20 protein-coding genes and 1 pseudogene are annotated in these 20014 nt (G+C 69.1%); 10 read left to right on the plus strand and 11 right to left on the minus strand.

Annotated elements, in window-relative coordinates; translation table 11 throughout:
* Positions 1-22 precede the first annotated feature (22 nt).
* The gene (locus RKE40_RS23690; RefSeq protein WP_316020663.1) at positions 23-880 is read left to right on the plus strand and encodes a VOC family protein; all 858 of its coding nucleotides are present in this window, start codon (positions 23-25) and stop codon (positions 878-880) included.
* Positions 881-902: 22 nt separating this feature from the next.
* Complete coding sequence (locus RKE40_RS23695; protein WP_316020664.1) at positions 903-1583, plus strand: class II aldolase/adducin family protein; 681 nt, start codon at positions 903-905, stop codon at positions 1581-1583.
* A 33-nt stretch (positions 1584-1616) separates the two neighbouring features.
* On the opposite strand, the gene RKE40_RS23700 is transcribed toward RKE40_RS23695, so the two are convergent.
* The 3 genes from RKE40_RS23700 to RKE40_RS23710 form a co-directional block, all read right to left on the minus strand.
* On the minus strand, positions 1617-1901 hold the full coding sequence (locus RKE40_RS23700; protein ID WP_316020665.1) for a TehB family protein: 285 nt from the start codon (positions 1899-1901) through the stop codon (positions 1617-1619).
* Entirely contained in the window at positions 1894-2523 is a 630-nt protein-coding gene (locus RKE40_RS23705; RefSeq protein ID WP_316020666.1) for a hypothetical protein, read from the minus strand. The genes RKE40_RS23700 and RKE40_RS23705 overlap by 8 nt, the downstream gene beginning before the upstream one ends.
* 119 nt (positions 2524-2642) lie before the next feature.
* Complete coding sequence (locus tag RKE40_RS23710; protein ID WP_316020667.1) at positions 2643-3074, minus strand: RrF2 family transcriptional regulator; 432 nt, start codon at positions 3072-3074, stop codon at positions 2643-2645.
* Positions 3075-3394: 320 nt separating this feature from the next.
* Between RKE40_RS23710 and RKE40_RS23715 the strand changes: the two genes are divergently transcribed.
* The 7 genes from RKE40_RS23715 (at position 3395) to RKE40_RS23745 (ending at position 11707) form a co-directional block, all read left to right on the plus strand.
* On the plus strand, positions 3395-5659 hold the full coding sequence (locus tag RKE40_RS23715; RefSeq protein ID WP_390893511.1) for a TonB-dependent receptor family protein: 2265 nt from the start codon (positions 3395-3397) through the stop codon (positions 5657-5659).
* 58 nt (positions 5660-5717) lie between these two features.
* Positions 5718-6683 (plus strand): ABC transporter substrate-binding protein, encoded by a 966-nt coding sequence (locus RKE40_RS23720; RefSeq protein ID WP_316020668.1) that lies wholly within the window; start codon positions 5718-5720, stop codon positions 6681-6683.
* A gap of 4 nt (positions 6684-6687) precedes the next feature.
* Positions 6688-7497 carry an ABC transporter permease gene (locus RKE40_RS23725; RefSeq protein ID WP_316020669.1) on the plus strand — a complete coding sequence of 270 codons (810 nt, stop codon included), beginning with the start codon at positions 6688-6690 and terminating at the stop codon, positions 7495-7497.
* Positions 7494-8234, plus strand: coding sequence for an ABC transporter ATP-binding protein (locus RKE40_RS23730; RefSeq protein ID WP_316020670.1), 741 nt, complete (start codon positions 7494-7496; stop codon positions 8232-8234). Before RKE40_RS23725 ends, RKE40_RS23730 begins: the two co-directional genes overlap by 4 nt.
* Positions 8231-9442, plus strand: a complete 1212-nt coding sequence (locus tag RKE40_RS23735) for an NnrS family protein (protein ID WP_316020671.1) — start codon at positions 8231-8233, stop codon at positions 9440-9442. Before RKE40_RS23730 ends, RKE40_RS23735 begins: the two co-directional genes overlap by 4 nt.
* A 214-nt stretch (positions 9443-9656) precedes the next feature.
* Positions 9657-10181, plus strand: a complete 525-nt coding sequence (locus RKE40_RS23740; RefSeq protein ID WP_316020672.1) for an HdeD family acid-resistance protein — start codon at positions 9657-9659, stop codon at positions 10179-10181.
* Positions 10182-10219: 38 nt separating this feature from the next.
* A complete protein-coding gene (locus tag RKE40_RS23745; RefSeq protein WP_316020673.1) occupies positions 10220-11707 on the plus strand; it encodes an alpha/beta hydrolase in 1488 nt (495 codons plus the stop codon).
* Positions 11708-11771: 64 nt separating this feature from the next.
* Here the strand turns inward: RKE40_RS23745 and RKE40_RS23750 are convergent, their stop codons facing one another.
* The 8 genes from RKE40_RS23750 to RKE40_RS23785 are packed head-to-tail and all read right to left on the minus strand — an operon-like array spanning position 11772 to position 19177.
* Positions 11772-13583, minus strand: a complete 1812-nt coding sequence (locus RKE40_RS23750; RefSeq protein ID WP_316020674.1) for an SLC13 family permease — start codon at positions 13581-13583, stop codon at positions 11772-11774.
* A gap of 36 nt (positions 13584-13619) precedes the next feature.
* On the minus strand, positions 13620-15251 hold the full coding sequence (locus tag RKE40_RS23755) for a complex I subunit 5 family protein (RefSeq protein ID WP_316020675.1): 1632 nt from the start codon (positions 15249-15251) through the stop codon (positions 13620-13622).
* A complete protein-coding gene (locus RKE40_RS23760) occupies positions 15248-16783 on the minus strand; it encodes a complex I subunit 5 family protein (RefSeq protein WP_316020676.1) in 1536 nt (511 codons plus the stop codon). Before RKE40_RS23760 ends, RKE40_RS23755 begins: the two co-directional genes overlap by 4 nt.
* Entirely contained in the window at positions 16780-17130 is a 351-nt protein-coding gene (locus RKE40_RS23765; protein ID WP_316020677.1) for an NADH-quinone oxidoreductase subunit K, read from the minus strand. The genes RKE40_RS23760 and RKE40_RS23765 overlap by 4 nt, the downstream gene beginning before the upstream one ends.
* A complete protein-coding gene (locus RKE40_RS23770) occupies positions 17127-18068 on the minus strand; it encodes a hydrogenase subunit MbhD domain-containing protein (protein WP_316020678.1) in 942 nt (313 codons plus the stop codon). The genes RKE40_RS23765 and RKE40_RS23770 overlap by 4 nt, the downstream gene beginning before the upstream one ends.
* Entirely contained in the window at positions 18065-18358 is a 294-nt protein-coding gene (locus RKE40_RS23775; protein ID WP_066479749.1) for a monovalent cation/H(+) antiporter subunit G, read from the minus strand. Before RKE40_RS23775 ends, RKE40_RS23770 begins: the two co-directional genes overlap by 4 nt.
* Positions 18355-18645 carry a monovalent cation/H+ antiporter complex subunit F gene (locus tag RKE40_RS23780; RefSeq protein WP_316020679.1) on the minus strand — a complete coding sequence of 97 codons (291 nt, stop codon included), beginning with the start codon at positions 18643-18645 and terminating at the stop codon, positions 18355-18357. Before RKE40_RS23780 ends, RKE40_RS23775 begins: the two co-directional genes overlap by 4 nt.
* Positions 18638-19177 carry a Na+/H+ antiporter subunit E gene (locus RKE40_RS23785; protein WP_316020680.1) on the minus strand — a complete coding sequence of 180 codons (540 nt, stop codon included), beginning with the start codon at positions 19175-19177 and terminating at the stop codon, positions 18638-18640. The genes RKE40_RS23780 and RKE40_RS23785 overlap by 8 nt, the downstream gene beginning before the upstream one ends.
* A 321-nt stretch (positions 19178-19498) precedes the next feature.
* Here RKE40_RS23785 and RKE40_RS23790 point away from each other — a divergent pair.
* Positions 19499-20014: pseudogene (locus tag RKE40_RS23790) on the plus strand (metallophosphoesterase); the annotation flags it as partial.

Raw genomic sequence — 20014 nt, forward strand, 5'->3', positions numbered from 1 at the left:
AGCCGGCAGGAAGGAGCGATCCATGATCAAGCTTGCCGATGTTTCCTATGTCCGGCTCGGGACCCGCGATCTCGAGGGCGCGACGCATTTCGCCACAGAATACCTCGGCCTCGACGTCGCCGAGCGCGCCAAGGGCTCGGTCTATTTCAAGTCGGATGAGCGCGAGCACACGCTCTGCTATTTCGAGGGCGATCCGGGCGACCAGGTGGTGTGCTTCGAAGTGGAAGAGCAGTTCCATCTCGATGAAGCTGCCACCCAGCTCGAAAGCCTCGGCCATCCCGTCCGGCGTGGAACCGCCTCGGAGGCGGCGCTGCGCAAGGTCCACGACTTCATCGCCTTCCGCGATCCGACCGGCAACCCGATCGAGCTCGCCTGGCGGCCGGGCTATAGCAGCCGGCGCTATCACGGCGCGCGCGATGCCGGCATCACCGGCTTCAGCCATGTCGGGCTCTGCTCCAGCGATCTCGCCCGCGACGAAGCCTTCTGGACCAAGGTCACCAATGCCCAGGTCTCCGACCGGATCGGTGATGCGCCGCTGCTGCGCATCGACGAGGTCCACCACACCATCGCGCTGTTCCCTTCGGCGAAGCCCGGCATCCAGCACATCAACCACCAGGTCGAGACCGGCGACGACATCATGCGCTCGCACCAGTTCCTGAAGGACCGGCAGGTGCGCATGGTCTTCGGCCCCGGCCGGCATCCGACCTCCTCGGCCAAATTCCTTTATTTCGAGGGGCCGGACGGCATGGTCTTCGAGTATTCGAGCGGCGTGCGCGAGATCGCCGACGAGTTGCTCTGGCGCGAGCGGCAGTATGTGTTCGAGCCGAAGGGCTTCTGCAAATGGGGCGCCAAGCCCAACATCGCCGAATTCAACAAGTGAGCGCATCCAAGTGAGCGCACCAATGCCGCGGCCCAGCGCCGCCGAGGAGGATCTGGTCCGGCAGGCCGGGCGAGCCCTGTCGCGTCATGGCCTCGTCCACGCCTATGGCCATTGCAGCATGCGCCTCGACGCGGGCCATTTCCTGGTGTCGCCGGCAAAGCCGCTCGGCCTCGTTGCCGATGAGGATGCCTGCAGCGTCGTTCCGCTCGACGGGCCATTGCCGGAAGGCGTGCTCGGCGAGGTACGCATCCATCGTGAGATCTATCGGCGTCGGCCGGAGGTCGGCGGCGTCGTGCGCTCGATGCCGCGGCGGGTGATGACGCTCGGCACCGCGCGGATCACGCCGCGGGCGCGGCACGGTTTCGGCGCCTATTTCGCGCCGTTCCCGCCGCTCTGGGACGATCCGCAATTGCTGCGCAGCGACGAACAGGCCGCTGCGCTCGCCGAGCAGATGGGCCCGGCCCGCGCCATCGTGATGCGCGGCAATGGTGCGGTCACCGCGGGGGCGAGTCTCGAAGAGGCGGTGGTGCTCAGCTGGTATCTGGAAGATGCGGCACGGGTCGAGTTCGAGGCGAGGGCGGCTGGCATCGCCGAGAGCGGCGTCATCCTCAGCGAGGCGGAAGCCGCCCAGCGCGCGACTTGGGCGGGCGCCATCCGCGAGCGGATGTGGGCGCATCTGACTGCGGAAAGCGGGAAGCCGTAGCAGAGGCGACCGAGAGGCCGTGCCGAGCCGTGGTCACGGCCGCCGCAGGAACTCGACGAAGAAGCGGACGATGCCGTCGGGCTCGACCTCGTGCGGCGAGGCCGGGAAGACAAGGGGATGGATGCCCGGCGAAAGCAGCCGCTCCTCTCCGCCGACCAGGTCGCGGAAGCGCAGTGCGCCCTCGAGCACGTGCAGGCGCGCCCATACGCCCGCCTTGGTCTCGTGGGCGCGAAGCAGCCCGGCCGGGACCGTCGCCTCGGTAAAGAGCGGCGTGCGCTTGTAGGCGATGAGATCGTCCGGCCAAATCCGATCAGTCATCGCTGACTTCCCAGTCATAGAGATGGACCAGCTTGGGATCGTCGGCATGGTCGATGAGGATCCTCCGGACGCGGTCCTGCCAGAGCGCGGCGAAACGGGCCTGCTCGGCCGGGTCGGCCCGCCCTGCGACTGCCCTCGGCATCAGCCCCGCCATTTCCGGATCGTGCGGTACGTGGCCGGTGTCGATGTCGATCACCACGCCCGCTCCGCTGTCGCGCCGACGCAGCGCCAGCACGCCCTCGATCGGCGCCTCGAAGCTCAGGAGGCCGCGGCGGGCGAAGCGGTGCGCCGGACCGATCCCCTGGAAGCCGGTCTCGGCGGCGGCGCCGGTGAGCAAGGTGGCGATCGAGGCGAGAACGCCGGTGGTGCCATGCTCGCGCCCGTCGCGCATGAAGACATCGATGCCGCCCCGCTCCGGCAATTCTTCGTCGTAGAGATAGTCGAGCCCGTGCGAGATCATGAGATAGGCGCCGGCGACGGCGGGGCAGGAATGGCCGGCCAGCCGGACCGCGTCCTCATAGCGGTATTCGAGAACGCCATCCGTCGCGGAGCCGAGGAAGGCCGCCAGCGGATCCCGGAGCCTGAGCCGCGGCGCTTCTGGAAGGAACGACGGAAACGTCATGGCGATGCCTCTGATCTCGGTCTTTTCGTTTGAGGAGTTGGCGCAGCTGCTCGCGTCTGAACCTGCCGCCGGCGCGGGGCAGGGTCTTTGATGCCGCGCAAGTTCACGCCATCGTGCCTTCAGGCCGCGGACGGCGTCAGGCCGAGTCTGCCGGGATCGTCTAGCAGGTCGCTCAGGCGGTGCCGGTCGAGTTCTGCCAGGAACTCGTCCATGGCGCCGGTCAGGATGCCGCGCCAATGATCGAGCCGCAGGGCGGAGTGCCCCTCGGCCTCCCCAAAGCACTCGACGACGGAGAAGGCCGGCTCGGTGGCGCGGATCAGCTCGCCGAGCGTGATCCGGTCCGGTTCGCGGGCGAGCGCGAGGCCGCCGGCGCGCCCGCGCACGCCTTTGAGGAAGCCCTGCCTGACCAGGAGATTGGCGACCTTCATCAGATGCGCCCGCGAGATGTCATAGGCCTTCGCGGCCTCCTCGATCGTAACCAGCCGATCAGGGTGGGCGGCGGCGAAGACGAGCAGCCGGAGTGCGTATTCGCTGAATTGGGTCAGGCGCATCGTTCGTCCAGGCCGCTCCAAGCGAGAAGGTGTTGTTTAAAGTGTTTGTAATAATGACTGGCTATAGAAGCAATTTGCTTCAAATTTTGATTTGAGAAATTCCAATCTATACTTTGTTAATCGAGTTTGATCGTGCTCAAATTCGATTTCCGTAAAGTCGTCCTATAAATTCATTCGGAATTACTGTTTACAAACCCGCCGGCTCCATTCTAGAAAAGAGCCATCTGAAATTCATGTTTACCCCGTCCCGCAACGGAGCGCCAGCCCGCGCCGCCGGCCGATGCTGCGCGCCCGTTCGAGACATGCCGACGAGAGCCGACATGACCGAGAAGACCTCAGGCCCCGCCGCAGCTGCCGGCAAGCGCACGCCCCTCGTGCACCGGATCATGCTTGGCGCGCTGCTGGCATCGGTGTCCGGCCAGGCCTGCCTCGCCCAGTCCGCTTCGCCGGGCTCGACGATCAGCCTCGACACCATCGTCGTCGAGGGGGCGGCCGACGGCGTGCCGAGCTTCGTGCGCGAGCGCTTCTTCGCCACCGCCGGCGGCGCGACGCTGCTGACGGCCGAGGACATCCCACAAAGCGGCAATCCGACCCTGGCGCAGGCGCTGCAGAACGCGCCGGGCGTCGTCGTCCAGCAATTCTTCGGCGGCAACGACCAGCCGCGCGTCCAGATCCGTGGCTCCGGCCTGCAGCAGAACCCGGTCGAGCGCGGCATCCTCGTCCTGCGCGACGGCCTGCCGCTCAACCGGGCCGACGGCTCCTATATCGTCGGCCTCGCCAATCCAGGGCAGGCGCAGTCGATCGAGGTCTATCGCGGCCAAACCGCGCACCGGCTCGGCGCCACCGTGCTCGGCGGCGCGCTCAACTTCGTCTCGCCGACCGGCAGCAACGCGCCGGGCTCGAAGGTGCAGATCTCCGGCGGCAGCTTCGGCCAGTTCAACGCCTCCGGGCAGACCGGCTTCCGTCAGGACGGTGTTGACGGGCTGCTCCAGGCCGATATCAGCCGCTCGGACGGCTATCGCACCTACAACGACTCGCAGCGCATCAGCGCCAGTGCCAATGTCGGCATCGCGCTGAGCGAGACCATCAAGACGCGGTTTTTCGTCGGCTATACCGATCTCAGCTTCGACGTCGCGGGCCCGCTGACCAAGCAGGGTCTACGCCTCGACCCGAAGCAGGTCCATGGCGGGCCGCGTGTGGTCGGTGGCGTCGCGGTCGATCCCGGGCCGAACGTGCTGCGCGACAAGCCCCGCCGCGAGGCCAAGCAGTTCTTCATCGGCAACCGCACCACGGCGGAGTACGGGCCGCATCTCGTCGATCTCGGCCTCGGCTACACCTATACCGACGACATGTTCCGCTTCCCGATCTCATCCGGGGTGCGCGTCACGAAGGGCGGCGATCTCACTGCGGTTGCGCGCTATGTCTACAAGCCGGTCGAGACCGCGGCGCTGCCGCTGTTCGAGACGACGGCGCACTATGTGGTCGGCTCGGCGAAGCGCGAGAACTATCTCAACCAGGGCGGCGTCAGCGGGGCGCTGTTCGGCGAGAGCGATCTCGATGCCAGCACGCTCTCGCTCTATGCCGGGGCCAATATCCCGGTCTGGCAGAACGTCACCATCTCGCCGGCTCTCTCCTATGCCCATGCGACGCGCGACAACTCGGACACCTATCTCGCAGCGCGCCGGCCGACCAATGCCTACAGCCCGGCCTCGCCCTATGCGCTCCTGCCGAACGGCTCGGTGCCGACGCAGAGCACGACCTATTCGCGCAGCTATGACGGCTGGAGCCCGAGCCTCAGCGCCAGCTGGCGGCCCGACGCCAACCAGATCGTCTATGCGGCGGTCTCGCGCAGCTTCGAACCGCCGACCCATGACGATCTGCTGGCGACGATAAACGGCACGCCCAACAGCAGCCCCGGCCGCCCGAACCCGGCCGCGCCGATGGCGGCGGCCGCCGCTTTCTCGACGCCCAATCTCAAGGCCCAGACGGCGACGACGCTGGAAGGCGGCTGGCGCGGCCGGCACGGCACCTTCTCGTGGGACGGCGTCGTCTACTATTCCTGGGTCGACAAGGAGCTGCTCAGCCTGCGCGACGCCACCGGCGCCTCGCTCGGCGCGGTCAACGCCGACAAGACGCGGCATTTCGGCATCGAGCTCGGCCTCGGCGCGCAGCTCCTCGACCGGCTGACCGGGCGCCTCGCCTACACCTATCAGGACTTCCGCTTCGTCGACGATCCCGTGCGCGGCAACAACCGCGTCGCCGGCGCGCCGCGCCACGTCATCCACGCCACGCTGCAATACCAGGCGACCGAAGCCTGGATGCTGCAGGCAGCGCTGCGCTGGAATCCGGAGAAGACCCCGGTCGACAACATGAACACGCTCTATGCCGACCCCTATGCGCTCGTCGACCTGCGCACCGAGTACAAGCTCACCGAGCGGCTGACGATGTTCGGCGAGGTCACCAACCTCCTCGACAAGACCTATGCCGCCTCGACGCTGATCGTCGACCAGGCCCGGCCCGACCAGGCCGCCTTCCTGCCGGGAACCGGCCGCGCCTTCTATGCCGGCCTGAAGGCGACCTTCTGACAGCCTGACCGAACCAGATCGCGCGGTTGCAAGTTGCGGCCGCGCCAAGGAGGGCACCATGCTCGACCGCCGCCATTTCCTCGCCGCCGCCACGGCCAGCCTCGCCATGCCGCATGTCGCGCGGGCAGTGGAGCCGCTGGTGCTCTGGGGGCCGCCGGCGACGCCCGGCCTGCTGCTGGTCGCCGCCGCGCGGGAGGCGGCGCTGAAGGCGCTGCCGATGCCGGTCGAGGTCAGGATCTGGCGCACGCCCGACGAGATGCGCGCCGGCCTCTCCTCCGGCACGATGAAGGCGGTGGTGATGCCGAGCTATGCCGCCGCCAATCTCCATAATCGCGGCCTCGGCCTGAAGCTGGTCAACATCCTGACCCACGGCCTGCTCAGCGTCGTCGCACCTGCCGGCACGGTGAAGACGCTCGAGGATCTCAAGGGCAAGCGGGTCGTCGTGCCGTTCAAGAACGACATGCCGGACTTCATCTTCCGGCGCCTGCTCGCCGCCCGCCGCATCGCGCCCGACGCACTGAGCATCGATTATTCCGGCACGCCGCCCGAGGCGGTGCAGCTCCTGCTCGCCGGCCGGGCGGATGCCGCGCTGCTCTCCGAGCCGGCATCGGCCGGCGCGCTCCTGCTCTCCGGACTGCGCGGCAAGGGACTGGAGCGCGCCATCGACACGCGTCTCGCCTGGCGGGAGGCGACCGGCGCGGCGAGCCTGCCGCAGGCCGGGCTCGCTGTCAGCGACGTGCTCGGCCGCGAGATCGGCGAGGCCGGCATCCGCGCCTTGCAGCTGGGGATGGAGTCCGCACTCGCCGCCGTGCTTGCCGATCCTGCGGCCGTCGCCTCGGAGGCGGCGACGCTGTTCCAGCTGCCGGGCCCGGTTCTGGCGCGCGCCGTGCCGTTCAGCAATCTCGTCGTCCAGCCCGCCTCGGCGGCGCGCCCCGATCTGGAGAAGCTGTTCGCGGCGCTGGCCGAGGGCGATCCCCGCATCATCGGCGGCAAATTGCCGGGCGACGGCTTCTACGCCCTCTGACGGCATGGCTTCCATCCTCGCCTTCCTCGGCTGGCTCGGCCGCTATCTCTGGTCGGGCTGGGCCGGTGCCGCCGGGCTATTCTGCCTCGCCGCCGCCTGGCAGGCCGGGCATGAGATCTACGGCTCCTTCGTGCTGCCATCGCCGCTGGAAACCGGGCAGGAGGTCGCAAGGCTGATCGGCGAGCCCGATTTCCGCGTCGCGGCGCTGGAGACGGCGCAGCGCGCTGGTCTTGGCTTCCTGCTCTCGGTGGCGATCGGCACGAGCGCGGGCATCGCCGCGGGCTATTCCTTCGCGGCGATGCGGCTGATGCGGCCGGTCGTGACGGTGATCCTCGGCGTGCCGCCGATCGCCTGGATCGTGCTCGCCCTGATCTGGTTCGGCGCCAAGGGCGGCACGGCGGTGCTGACGGTGGTCGTCGCCTCGCTGCCGATCTCCTTCGCGGGCGGGCTGGAAGGCGTCGCGACGCGCGACCGGGCGCTCGAAGCCATGGCGAAGAGCTTTGGCGCCGGCCGCTTCATGCGGCTGCGCACGGTGACGGCGCCGCATCTCGTCTCCTATCTGTTTCCCGCCTGGACGACGACCGCCGGCTCGGCCTGGAAGGTCACGGTGATGGCGGAGCTGCTCTCCAATGCCGGCGGGCTCGGCGGCGATCTCGCCAGCGCGCGGGCGCTGTTCGACATTCCGCGCGTCACCGCGCTGGTGCTCGCCGTCGTCGGTTTCGCGCTCTTCACCGAATACGTTCTGATCCAGCCCCTGCGCGACCGACTCGAGCAATGGCGCGAGGCCGGGCGGCCCTGGGGTGTGAAGCGATGAGGCTCGCACTCGAACGCATCGGCCATGCCTTTCTCGGCCGCGCGGTCTTTGAAAATCTGACGCTCAATCTCGACCGGGGCGAGGTGCTGGCGCTGGTCGGCCCTTCCGGCTGCGGCAAGACCACGGCGCTGCAGATCGCAGCGGGCCTCGTCGATCCGCTCCGCGGGCGGGTGCGGCGGGATTATCGGCGCCATGCCGTGGTCTTCCAGGAGCCGCGGCTGCTGCCCTGGCAGCGCACGGTCGACAACATTGCCTACGGGCTGGCGGCGCGCGGAGTTGGCCGCGAGGAGCGCCATGTCATCGCCGCGGCACGCGCCGCCGAGGTCGGCCTGCACCCGCGCGATCTCGACAAGTACCCGGCCGAGCTCTCCGGCGGCATGCGCCAGCGCGCAGCGGTGGCACGGGCGCTCGCGGTCGATCCGGAGGTGGTTTTCTTCGACGAGCCGTTCACGGCGGTCGATGTCGGCCTGCGGCGCGTCCTGCAGGATCTCGTCATCACCGCCTCGGCGCGCGAAAAATTCTCGGCGCTGTTCGTCACGCACGATCTCTCGGAGGCGGCGCGGCTGGGCCACCGCATCATCGTCATGTCCGGCCGTGACGGCAGCATTCTCGTCGACCGAACGATCGCGGGCACGCCCGGCGCGCGCGACGACCGGGCGATCTTCGAGATGGTCCAGGGCTGGATGCACGAGCCCGCCTTCGCCGAGCTGTTCGACCCGGATCGGGACAGGGCATGAGCCAGCACAGCATCGACGCTGCCACGGGCGTCCGCCATCCCCTGCTCGCCGAAGGGCTCAAGCTGTTCTTCCCGCTCGCGGCCGCCCATGCCGTGCTGCTGCCGCTCGCCTGGGTCGCGCTGTTCGGCCTCGGCCTGCCCTTCGCGCGCGAGGTTCCGCCCGGGCAATGGCATGCGCATGAGATGATCTTCGGGACCTATGGCGCGGCGCTCGCCGGTTTCCTCGCCTCGGCCATGCCGGAATGGACGGATACGAAAGCCCGCAGCGGCAGGGCCTTGCTGCTGCTCGCCGGGCTCTGGCTACCGGGCCGATTGATCGGTCTCGTCGGCGCCGATGCGCTGATCATCGTCGCTGGGGCGACCGACCTTGCCTTCCTCCTGCTGCTGCTCTTCTTCGTCGCCGCGCCGCTGATCGCGCGCCGCAGCACCCGTCATGGCTCCTTCGTGCTCTGGGTCTTCTTCTTCGCGCTGCTCGAGCTCGCGATCCGCGCAGCCTGGCTGACGGGTGCGACGGCGCTTTCCGGGCGGCTGCTGCATGCCGCGCTCGCCGTCTTCCTGGTCTTCCTCTCGCTCGCCATCGCCCGGATCAATGTCGTGGTGGTCAATCATGCGCTGGATCCGAGCGGCGAGACGACGCCCTATCGCCCGCATCCCGGCCGCCAGAACCTGACGGCCGGCCTGGTCGCGCTCCAGCTTGCCGCGGCGCTGCTCTGGCCGGACTCGGCTGTCCCGGCCTGGCTCGCTTTGGCGGCGGCTGCGGCCTTCTTCGACCGCCTGGCCGAGTGGTTCATCGGCCGCGCCGTATTGCGGGCGGAGGTGCTGGCACTCGCGGCCGCCAACGCCTATGGCGGGCTCGGCTTCCTCGCCATCGGCCTTTCCGGGCTCGGCGCCCCGCTCTCGCCGATGACGGGCTTGCACCTCCTCTCGGTCGGTGCGCTCGGGCTCGCGGTGATGGCGGTCTTCGTCATCGCCGGCCTGCGCCACAGCGGGCGCGACCTCGTGCTACCGGCCTCCGCCAAACTCGCGCTGGCGGCGATGGCGGCCGCCGGCCTCGTCCGAACGCTGCCGGAACTCGGCATCGGCACCGGCCTGGCGGGTCTGCACTACACGCTGGCGGCCTTGCTCTGGTCGGCGTCTTTCGCGATCTGGCTGATCGGCTTCTGGCCGATCCTCAATGCGCGCAAGGGCGAGGACGGCGGCTGCGGCTGAACAGGGAGCCGCAGTGACCAAAACGGGACTCCGTGACTAGCTTTGGGATTCCCTGCTGATCCATCTTCGGCTGCGTCGGGCCATAACTGCAAAATGGCGGTATAATGCGCCCGAAGCTCGTTGCAGGTGGCGGCGGCTCGGCGGCGAGCCGGCTTGGCAACGGCAGATGGGGCAGATCATGGCGCAGCATTCAGGAAACCCATCTGGCGCAAGCTTGGCCCGGCTGGTCTCGGGCAAGCTGATCGCGTTGGGCATCGTCCTCATCGTCGCCGGCATCGCCGCAATCGCGAGTCCCGCGCTCTCGACCATGGCCGTGACCCTGTTCCTCGGCCTGCTGCTCGCCATCGTCGGGGCGCTGAAGGTGTTCCACGCCTTCTCGGTGAAGGAATGGGGCGGCTTCCTCTGGCAGTTGCTGATCGGCCTGGTCGAGCTTCTCGGCGGACTCCTGGTGTATTTCAACCCGATGAAGGGGGCGATCGCGATCACCCTGGTGATTGCGCTGGTGCTGATGGCGGAAGGCGTCGCCCAGCTCGGGCTCGCGATCAGGATGCGGGCGCAGAACGGCGTCGTCTGGATGTTCCTGTCGAGCATCGTCACCATCCTCGTCGGCGTCGTAATGGCGATGCAGCTCCCCGGCGGCGGCATCTACACGCCGGGCACGCTGGTCGGCGTCTCGCTTCTCTTTGCCGGCTGGGCCTATATCGCGATCGCGCTCGCCACGAGGCGGGCGGCGGCCTGAGCCCAGCCAGCATCGACAAGGTCTCGAAGGTCCAGGGCATGCGCAGGTTCATCGGCAAGACGTTGAAGCGCGGGGGCGCGGTCCTCGCGATCGTCGCGCTGTCCCTGCTGGGGCTGCGGATCTATGACACCCAGAGGGGCGCGCCGCTCGAACCCTGGCACACCTTCGTGCCCGAAGAACTCTCGATCAAGCAGCTCGATCGCGCCGGCTGGGGTGACTACCTCAAGGCCGAGGACAAGGCCTTTGCCAGCGTGCGAGCCGAGGTGACGCAGAAGCTCGATCCGGAGGAGCGGGTCCCGGTCAACCGCTATTTCGACGGCAGCGCGATCCACCCCGCCCATTTCAAGCAGGATTGGAACCGCTCCTATGTGATGGAGCCCGACGGCAAGCCGGTCGGCGCCGCCGTCTTCCTGCATGGCCTGACGGATTCGCCCTACAGCCTGCGCCATGTCGCGCGGCAGTATCGCGACCGCGGTTTCGTCGCCATCGCCATCCGGCTCCCGGGGCACGGCACCGTCCCGGCCGGGTTGACCGAGGTCGAATGGGAGGACTGGCTGGCGGCGACGCGCCTTGCGGTCAGGGAGGCGCGCAAGCGGGTCGATGCCGCCGCGCCGCTGCATCTGGTCGGCTTCTCCAATGGCGGGGCGCTCGCGCTGATGTATGCGCTGGAAGCGCTCGAGAACAAGGAGCTGGCACGGCCGGAGCGGCTCGTCCTGATCTCGCCGATGGTCGGCATCACCGCCTTTGCGCGCTTTGCCGGGCTGGCGGGCCTGCCTGCGATCCTGCCCGCCTTCGCCAAGGCGGCCTGGCTCGGCGTGCTGCCGGAGTTCAACCCGTTCAAGTACAACTCCTTCCCGGTCAACGGGGCCCGGCAGTCGCACCTCCTGACCCAGGCTCTGCAGCAGAAGATCATACGGCTCGGGCGAGAGGGCCGGCTGAAGGATCTCGCGCCGACGCTCACCTTCCAGTCGGTGATGGACTTCACCGTGAGCACGCGGGCGATCATCAACTCGTTCTATGCCCATCTCCCGGCCAATGGCAGCGAACTCGTGCTGTTCGACCTGAACCGCGCGGCCAAGTTCGGGCCGCTGCTCAGCACCACCTCCGACACACTGTTGACCCGGATACTGCCCGCACCGCCGCGGAACTTCCGGCTCACGGTGATCACCAATGCCAGCGAGGATTCCAGCGACGTGGTCGAGCGCGTGACGGAAGCCGGCGCCTCGACCGAGACCGTGCGCGATCTCGGCCTGTCATACCCGTTCGACGTCTTCTCGCTCTCCCATGTCGCGTTGCCGTTTCCGGTGACGGACGGGCTCTACGGGCTGAAGCCTGACCCGGCCGAGGATTTCGGCATCAAGCTCGGCTCGGTCGCGGCGCGGGGCGAACGCGGCACGCTGATCGTCAACCTCGATTCGCTGCTGCGGATGTCGTCGAACCCGTTCTTCCCCTATCTGATCGACAGGGTGGACGAGAAGCTACGGGCGGGCGCTCCGGCCTCCACGGCGGTGCCGGCGAAGAACTAGCCTTGTTCTTCTGGCATTTTCTTCACGCGAACCGGTACCCACTTCGCTTGAAAATGCTCTGGCCTCAGAAGCGCCAGACCAGCGGCACGTAGAACACCGCCATGATGAAGAACCAGATCATCAGCGGCGTGCCGAGCTTCCAGTAGCTGGTGAAGCTGTAGCCGCCCGGGCCCATCACCATCATGTTGGTCGAGGTTGCGATCGGTGTCAGGAAGGACGCCGCGCCGGCGATGCAAAGGCTCATCAGGATCGGGCGCGGCGAGACGCCCATGCCGGCCGCCGCCGCCATGGCGATCGGGATGACCAGCATGGTGGTTGCGGTATTGCTCATGATCTGGCCGAGGCTGGCTGTCAGCACGAAGAGCCCGGCGAGGAAGACGACCGGCCCGGCGCCGCCGGTCAGGGCGACGAGATGGTCGGCGACGAGCTGCGCTGCGCCGGACTGCACCATGGCGGTCGAGAGCGGCATCATCGCGCCGACCAGGATCACGGTCGTCCAGTTGATGGCGCGATAGGACTGCTCGACAGTGATCGTGCCGGCGAGGATCAGCAGGCCGGCACTGACGAGCCCGGCCACCGCCGGCGGCACGATGCCGGTGGCGAGCATGACGACGAGCCCGGCCAGCACCGCGACGGCGACGCCGGCGCCGGCGCCCATCGGCACAGCTTGGCGCCGGACGAGGTCGGGCGAGTTGACGACGAGCACGTCGGGGTCGGCGAGATGCAGGTCGAGTGCCTTCCAGCTGCCTTCCAGCAGGATGGTGTCGCCGGGCTGCAGCACGTCCCCCGTTTCGAGATCGACGCCCGCGCGCTGCACCGCCAGCACCACGAGGTCGCCGCTATCGGTGATCATGCCCGGGAACATGGGCCGGCCGATCAGGGCGGAACGCGGCGGGATGACGACCTCGGCGAGGCCGGAGCGGCGGTTGAACAGGCTCGGTCCTGCTTCGTCGTCTGCGCCGTCCTCGCGGAGGGCAAGATGCTTCTCGGCGGCGAGATTGGCGATCGCCTCGGCCTCGCCCTTCACTAGGAGATAGTCGCCGACCGAGATGGCCGGGGCGCGCAGCGGCTTGCCCGTGGCGCCTTCCTGGACGGCGATGAGCTGGAGGCGCGGATCGCCGGCGAGATTGAGTTCGGCTGGAGCCTTGCCGAGATAGAGCGAGGTCGAGCGCACGCGCAGGCGGAAGACGCCGTCGCTGAGCCCGTAGTGCTCGACCAGCGTCTGGGCGTGGCGGCTGAAATCGGCGGGCAGTCGGGCGCTGCTCTGGGCCGGCAGCAGGTATTTTCCGAGCAGGAGGATGATCAGCATCGTGCCGGCGAGCAGTGGCAGGCCGACCAGCGCGAACTCGGCGAAGGCAAAGCCCTTCATGCCGGCATCCTCGAGCGCTTCCGAGACGAGGATGTTCTTCGGGGCGCCGGTCAGCAGCAGGTTCGAGCCGGCATGGGCGGCGAAGGCTAGCGGCATCAGGAGTTGCGAGGGCGACTGGCGCAGGCGGATCGCCGCTATCACCACGACCGGCATCAAGGCGGCGACCGCGCCGCCGCCGCTGATCAGCGCGCTGAGGCAGCCGACTGCCGCCATGATGATGATCAGCAGACGGGTACGCCTGTTCTCGCCGGCCTTGGCGATGAGCAATTGCCCGGCCCAGGCGGTGACGCCGGTCTTCTCCAGCGCGGCGCTGACGATGAACAGGCTGGCGATGAAGAGCACGGCGCGATCGCCGAAGCCGGCCATCGCCTGTTCGAGGGTGACGGCGCCGGTCGCCCAGAGCGCCAGCGCGGCACCGATGGCGACGATGATCACCGGCAGCCTGTTCCAAGCGAACAGGGCGATCGTGATCGCGGTGACGACGGCTGTGCTCTCGATCGGGGTCAAATCGGGTCCAGTCCTGTACTTGCTCTGCGCGGTCCGTCAGGCCTGAAGCATCAAGGCGCCGCCGATGAGGATGGCGAGCGCCAGCAGCAACAGCCCGGCCACCGGCCAGCGGCGCAGATGAGCATCGGCCCGCTCGATGAAAGCGGCAAGACGGGTAATGGCGGGCGTCCCCGCTTCGGCGAGGACGACGATGTCGCCTTCCGGAATGGCTCCTGGCAAGCGCTCGAAGCGCCGGACGAGCAGCAAGGCGAGGGCGCCGAGCAGCATCGGCCAGATCAGTTTCCAGAGCGCATCGGGCTGGATGAGGCTGGCCAGCGGCTCGCCGGAGATCGCCGGGTAGAGCGACCAGGGCAGGATCAGCGAGGCGGCGGCGACCGCGAGCCAGGGGATGAGCTGTCCTGCCGGCGCGACCGAGGCTGGATTGCCCCTGACGTCGCGGGCGACGACCAGGGTGAAATGTAGCATCAGCATCGTGCTGCCGGCGCCGGCCAGCGCCATGGCATGGCTGACGAGCCCGTATCCGAGCATCGGCTTGCTCGCGAGCTTGGCGAGCGCGCCGCTGGTCAGCGGCATGCCGCCGAGGCTGAGCGCGAGGATGGTGGTCAGCAGGAGCACCGGCCGCAGCCGCGCTCCGCCGGTGGCGGCGAGGACCCCGACCGCCAGGAAGAGCGCGCCCTTCACCAGCGTGTGGTGCACGGCGTAGTAGGCGACGAGGCTGGTCGCGCCGGGGTCCGCATTCTCCAGCCCGGTGCCGAGCAGCACGGCGAGCAGGCCCATCTGGCTGACCGTGGAGTAGGCCAGGATCGTCTTGGCGCGGGTCTGGGTGACGCCGACGATGGCGGCGTAATAGGCGGTGACGAAGCCGGCGCCGATCAGCAGCGCACCCCAGAAGGGCAGACCGGCCTCGAAGGGCAGGAAGCGGATCAGCCCGATCGCGCCGGCCTTGACCACGACGCCGCTGAGCACCGCCGAAGCCGGCATCGGCGCGGCCGGATGCGCGAGCGGCAGCCAGACATGCAGCGGGACGAGGCCGAGCTTCAAGGCAAAGCCGAGCACCAGCAGGGTGACGATGGCATCGCGCAGCGGCGAGGCGGGCAGTGTGGCGACCACCTCGCGGATCGCCGGGTTGGGGTCGGGATGGCCGGCGGCGAGCATCACGAAGGCGAGCAGCAGGAAGGCCTCGGCAAGCAGCGCCAGCACGACGTAGACGGTCCCGGCCCGGTGTGCGCGCGCGGTCTGCTCATGGACGATTAGGCCGTAGGCGGCGAGACTCGCCAGGGTGAAGAGCAGGTAGAAATTGGCGATGTCGCGCACGATGAACAGGCCGAGGCTGCCTGCGAGCGTCAGCAGCCACCAGACCGCAAAGCCCGCTTTGGCCGGGTCGCTGCGCATATAGGAGGCGGCGAAGGCGCCGGCGGCGCTCCACAGCAGAGCCGCGCCGCCGAGCAGGATCGCGCCCGGCCGGTCGAGCATCAGCGACAGGCGGAAGGGCGCCGGGAACAGCGCCGAGCTCCCGTCCGGCACCAGAAGCGCGGCGAGTAGCCCGGGGAGCGGGGCGAGGACGAGCAGGGACGGCGCCCGTGCCCGGAAGGCGCGCGAGAGGCAAAGGGCCGCCGTGGCCAGCGGCAACAGGATGGTCGCGGCGAGGAGCGAGCCGGAGACGGTCATGGCGCCACCGCCGTGGCCAGTCCGGAGCGGCCGATCTGCAGCAGGCCGAAAGGCTCCAGCGGGATGAAGCCGAGCAGCACTGCCGCAACCGCGAGGGCGAGCGCCGTCATCTCGAGCCGCCGCGGGATCGTCCTTTGCACCGCGGGCGGCACGGCAGAGCTGGCGAGGGCGGTGTTGATCACCCGGAAGACATAGCCGCCGGCGAGCAGGCCGCCGGCCAGTATGGTGGCTGCCAGCCAGGGATGGCCGTTGATCACGGCCGCGGTCAGCAGCAGGCATTTGGCGATGAAGCCGCCGCTCGGCGGAATGCCCATCAGCGAGAGGCCGGCGAGGCCGAAGGCGGCGGCGCTGAGCGGCAGGGCGCGACCGAAGCCGCCGAGATCGGCGATGCGGTCATGGCCGAAAGCCTCGGCGACCACGCCGGCCGCCAGGAACATCGCGGCCTTGGCGAGCGCATGCGAGACGAGCTGCAGCGTGCCGCCGGTCCAGGCGATAGTCTCCCAGGGTGGCATCCCGTCCGGCCCCGAGGCGAGCGGGAAGACGATGAAGAGATAGCCGATCTGCGCCACCGTCGAATAGGCGATCATCAGCTTGAGCCGCGCCTGCCTGAGCGCCATGACGCTGCAGAACAGGATCGACGAGGCCCCGAGGATGGCGAGGAGCTGTCCGGCGAAGGCTGCGGCCTCCGGCGGCGCGATATCGAGCACGAGGCGCAGGATCAGGAAGACCGGCGCCTTGATCACCAGCGCAGAGAGCACGGCGCTGGCGGCCGCCGGAGCTCCGGCGTGGGCGGGCGGCAGCCACAGATGCAGCGGGAACAGGGCTGCCTTGGCGAGCAACCCGGTGATCATCAGCGCCAGCGCAACGGAAAGGGCTGGGCCACCGTCGCCAAGCCCGGACAGGATCCTGATGTCGAGCGTGCCGAAGGCGCCGTAGATCAGGCCGACGCCGAGCAGATAGAGCAGCGATCCGAGCAGCGCGAACATCAGATAGCGCAGCGCCGCCGCCATGGTCTCGGCCCGGCCATCGAGGCAGACCAGCGGCACGGCGGCAAATGTCAGCAGCTCCAGCGCGACATAGAGGTTGAACAGGTCCTCGCCGAGGAAGACGGCGTTCAGCGCGCTCCAGGTTGCGAGCAGCAGGGCCCAGAAGGTCGTCGCTGCCCGGCCATCGCGCGTTTCGGGCGAAAGATCCTGCATGCCCCGCGCGAACAGGCCAGTCGCTGAGATCACCAGCGCCGTCATCGCGATCAGCGCGGCGGAAAGCCCGTCGGCCCGCAGGGCGATGCCGAGCGGCGGCTGCCAGCCGCCGACGACATAGGTCAGCGCATCTCCGGTGCGCAGGAGCTCGGCGAGGATCGCGATGGCGACGGCAAGGCCCGCCGCCATGCTGGCCAGGGCGACCTGCCTCGCACGGCGCGGCGCGAGCGCCAGGATCGCCAGAACGCCGAGGACCGGCAAGGTCAGCGCCAGCACGAGCAGGTAGCCGCCCGGTGTCGCGACATGGACAGGGGCCAGGGCGAGCGGCGTCATGACTCGGCTCGCGGCGTTTCGCCGGCGGCCGACGGCTCGAGGCTCTCGCGGCCGGTGAGATCGAACAAGCGTCGCAGCAGCGCCACGCCGAGTGCGCTGGCCGAGAAGGCGACGACGATGCCGGTGATCACCATGGCCTGCGGGACGGGATCGCCCGGCAGGCCGGCCGCGGCGCCGCGCCGCGCCACCGCCCCGAAGACCATGAAGATGCCGGCGCCGAGGATGTTGAAGCCGATGAGCCGGCGCAGCAGCCCGGGATGGGCGATCACGACGAACAGGCCGATGCCAGCGAGCGTAGCACCGCACAGGCCGAACAGGGTCGCGGTGTCGTAGATGCCGGAGGTCACGGGGCCGGTGCCCTGTTGGCCGGGCCGGCGACGAGCAAGCCGAGCGCGAGAGCGATGGCGACCGTCAGGGCGGCTTCGATGCCGACGATCAGCGCCTTGGCCAGGGGCTCGGGATAGGCGAGGAAGCCGCCAGCGACGGCAAAGCCGAGGAAGCCGATCGCGAAGAACAGGGCTGGCCCGCCGACCAGCAGGAGACGCAGCATCAGGCTCCGCGTCTCGGGCGCCGGTCTGAGCCCGGCCAGCATGACGAGTAGCCACATCGCGGCGAGGATGCTGCCGGCCTGGAATGTGCCGCCCGGCGCGTCGGCCCCGACCCAGACCATGTAGACGGCGATCAGGACCCCGAAGGGGGGCAGCATGCGGGCGAGATAGAGCAGCGGCTGCGGAGGGTTCGCCTCCTTCAGCTCAGGCGCGCCGCCCCAGAGATGATCGGGGGTGAGTGCCCAGACGCCGAGCAGGGCGAGCAGCACGACGACCTTTTCGAGCAGCGTGTCCAGTGCCCGGTAGGCGAGCAGCACTGCCGTAACCGGGTTGCCGAGCCCGGTCGCGTCGATCGCCGCAAGCGCCGGCGGCGCCAGAGTCGGTGCCGGCGAGGGAAAGGCGAGCACGGCGAGGCCAAGGCCGAGGGCGACTGCGATGCTGGTCAAAGCAGCGACGATCGTCGTGAGACTCTTGCCTTGGCGCGCGGTGCTGCCGACTGGCCTGCCACGGCGCAGATGCGCTTCGGCGCGCAGCAGCAGCAGGCCGGTGATGCCGCCGCCGATCGCCGCCTCGGTCAGCGCGACGTCGATCGTCCCGAGACGGGTCCAGGCGAGGCCGAGCAGGAGCCCGAAGGCGATGAAGGCGATGATCGCATTGCGGTCGTCGCCGGTCCGGGCGACATGGAGCGCCAGCACGATCAGCCAGGCGACGAGCGCGAGGTCGAGGAGCAGGTTCATCGGCCGGACTTGCGGCGATGGAGGGCGCCGGCGATCAGCTGGCTCGCGGTCGCAGCCGAGAGCTGGGCCAGCAGCCAGACGCAGACCAGCTTCAGCCCGCCGGCGATGCTGCCGACCTGGGGCAAGAGCCCGAGCACGATCAGGCCGAGGCCGAGATTGTCGGCCTTGCTGAGCGCGTGCAGCCGGCTCAGCGTGTCAGGGAAACGCAGCAGGCCGAGCGTTCCGGCGAGGAAGAGCAGCGCACCGCCAGCGACCATGACGAGCGTGAAGAGATCGGCGAGCGCGCTCATGGCTCGTCGCCCTTCGGCGCGGCGGCGTCGTCCGGCCCATCCGATTGGCCGAGGGCGAAGGCGGCGCAGGAAAAGGCCGCGAGCAGCATCAGCAGCAGGGCGACATCGGTCATGGCCGGGGCGTTCGAGGCCGTGCCGAGCAGGAGGAGCGCGGCGGCGGCGCCGGTCCCGAGCAGTTGCACCGACATCATGCGTTCGACCGCGAGCTCCGAGCGCAGCACCCTGAACAGGCCGAGCGCCGTGACGGCCAGGATGAACAGAGCCGCGCCGGTGAGGAACTCAGCCATTGCGGCCTCCGTCCTGCAGCGTCTCGCAGAACGCGGCCTCGTCGGCGGCGAGCTGTTCGGCCACGGGCTCGCGCAGGTCGAGGCAGTGGATGTGAAGCGTGCCGTCGGCCTCGGCTGCGACAGGGAGCTTGCCGGGTTGCAGGCTCATCACGGCGCAACAGGCCTGGCGTGCCATGCCGGCGGGCAGGGCGGTCCGGTAGGTGACGAAGCCCGGCTGGAGTGGGGGAATGGGCGCGAAGGCGCGGCGCGCGACGTCGAGCCCGGCTGCGACCGACTGGGGCAGGAAGCGGACGAGGAAGCGCAGCATGCCGGGCAGGGACAAGCCGCCGCGCGCCGGCCAGAGAATCGCGCTCGTCCAGGCTGCCGCGGCTGCCGCGACGATGCCGACCGGCAGGTCCTTCAGGGCGGGGCCCATCAGGACCAACCACAAGACGAGGAAACCGGCCCCACGGGTCAAAAGCACATGCCTCGGGGTAGGACTGTCGGGCATCGGTGCCGTTTCTCGCGAGCCTTCATGCCGGCGCGTCGCCATGTCGAGCACGACGGCGTCTGACCGAGGCCTGTCGACGCTGCGCCAAACTGCGGTTTCACAGGCCGGGATCGACCTTATGACCCGAGCCAAGGGTACCGTTCGGTCATGCTGTGGGCATCAGCCCCCTGTCTCAATCCTGTGCCCGGCGTCCCATTCTCGCCTTCTGCCGTCCGAACGGGCGGCAGGGAGGTGCAAGGCCGCGCGAGGCCGGCTATCCCTTGGCGCTTGCCGGTCGGAACGCGGCAGGCCGGGGGAGCGAGAGATGCGGATCAGACAGCCGAGCATGCCGGCCAGAGCCGATCATTGGCAGGGCGTCTGAGCATGGCGCCAATCATCGAGCCGCGCGACGGCGACGCCGAGGATGATTTCAGCAGCACCAAGAAGCGTTCGCTGCTGGCGATCGCGGGCAGCCTGCTCGGCGAGATCAACCTGCCGAAGCTGGCGTTGGCCTGGGTCATCCTCGCGCTGGTCCCAGGGGTGCTGCTCGGGCTGGCGCCCCTCGTCGCGACCGCCTGGTTTACCTCGGTCGCAGATCGGCTCTTCGCGCTCGCGGGCATCGGCTCGCTGCTGCTGCTCGCGCTGATCGCGGTGGCCGGCTGGTACGGTTTCAGGCCGCTGCTGCGCCTGGCCGAACGCAGCTTCTGGTCGCTGAACTCGCTCGCCGTGCAGCCGGTCTATGCCTTGTGCCGCGAGGGGCTGCGCCATCTCGCCGAAGGTTTCCTCTCGGCCGGCGCGAACGAGGACAAGCGGGCCTTCCTGCGGGCGGCGACCGCGGTCGGCGCAGGGCTGCTCGCCAGTGCGGGCGCCGCTGCCGTCGCCGGCCTGGCCTGGCCGGCG

The organism is Allobosea rubneri (assembly GCF_032464875.1).
Lineage (GTDB): Bacteria > Pseudomonadota > Alphaproteobacteria > Rhizobiales > Beijerinckiaceae > Allobosea > Allobosea rubneri.

Bases quoted from the DNA above. Each gene is read 5' to 3' on its own strand.
- RKE40_RS23690 (WP_316020663.1), top strand. From the start codon at position 23: ATGATCAAGCTTGCCGATGTTTCCTATGTCCGGCTCGGGACCCGCGAT.
- RKE40_RS23695 (WP_316020664.1), top strand. From the start codon at position 903: ATGCCGCGGCCCAGCGCCGCCGAGGAGGATCTGGTCCGGCAGGCCGGG.
- RKE40_RS23700 (WP_316020665.1), bottom strand. From the start codon at position 1,901: ATGACTGATCGGATTTGGCCGGACGATCTCATCGCCTACAAGCGCACG.
- RKE40_RS23705 (WP_316020666.1), bottom strand. From the start codon at position 2,523: ATGACGTTTCCGTCGTTCCTTCCAGAAGCGCCGCGGCTCAGGCTCCGG.
- RKE40_RS23710 (WP_316020667.1), bottom strand. From the start codon at position 3,074: ATGCGCCTGACCCAATTCAGCGAATACGCACTCCGGCTGCTCGTCTTC.
- RKE40_RS23715 (WP_390893511.1), top strand. From the start codon at position 3,395: ATGACCGAGAAGACCTCAGGCCCCGCCGCAGCTGCCGGCAAGCGCACG.
- RKE40_RS23720 (WP_316020668.1), top strand. From the start codon at position 5,718: ATGCTCGACCGCCGCCATTTCCTCGCCGCCGCCACGGCCAGCCTCGCC.
- RKE40_RS23725 (WP_316020669.1), top strand. From the start codon at position 6,688: ATGGCTTCCATCCTCGCCTTCCTCGGCTGGCTCGGCCGCTATCTCTGG.
- RKE40_RS23730 (WP_316020670.1), top strand. From the start codon at position 7,494: ATGAGGCTCGCACTCGAACGCATCGGCCATGCCTTTCTCGGCCGCGCG.
- RKE40_RS23735 (WP_316020671.1), top strand. From the start codon at position 8,231: ATGAGCCAGCACAGCATCGACGCTGCCACGGGCGTCCGCCATCCCCTG.
- RKE40_RS23745 (WP_316020673.1), top strand. From the start codon at position 10,220: ATGCGCAGGTTCATCGGCAAGACGTTGAAGCGCGGGGGCGCGGTCCTC.
- RKE40_RS23755 (WP_316020675.1), bottom strand. From the start codon at position 15,251: ATGACCGTCTCCGGCTCGCTCCTCGCCGCGACCATCCTGTTGCCGCTG.
- RKE40_RS23760 (WP_316020676.1), bottom strand. From the start codon at position 16,783: ATGACGCCGCTCGCCCTGGCCCCTGTCCATGTCGCGACACCGGGCGGC.
- RKE40_RS23770 (WP_316020678.1), bottom strand. From the start codon at position 18,068: ATGAACCTGCTCCTCGACCTCGCGCTCGTCGCCTGGCTGATCGTGCTG.
- RKE40_RS23775 (WP_066479749.1), bottom strand. From the start codon at position 18,358: ATGAGCGCGCTCGCCGATCTCTTCACGCTCGTCATGGTCGCTGGCGGT.
- RKE40_RS23780 (WP_316020679.1), bottom strand. From the start codon at position 18,645: ATGGCTGAGTTCCTCACCGGCGCGGCTCTGTTCATCCTGGCCGTCACG.
- RKE40_RS23785 (WP_316020680.1), bottom strand. From the start codon at position 19,177: ATGGCGACGCGCCGGCATGAAGGCTCGCGAGAAACGGCACCGATGCCC.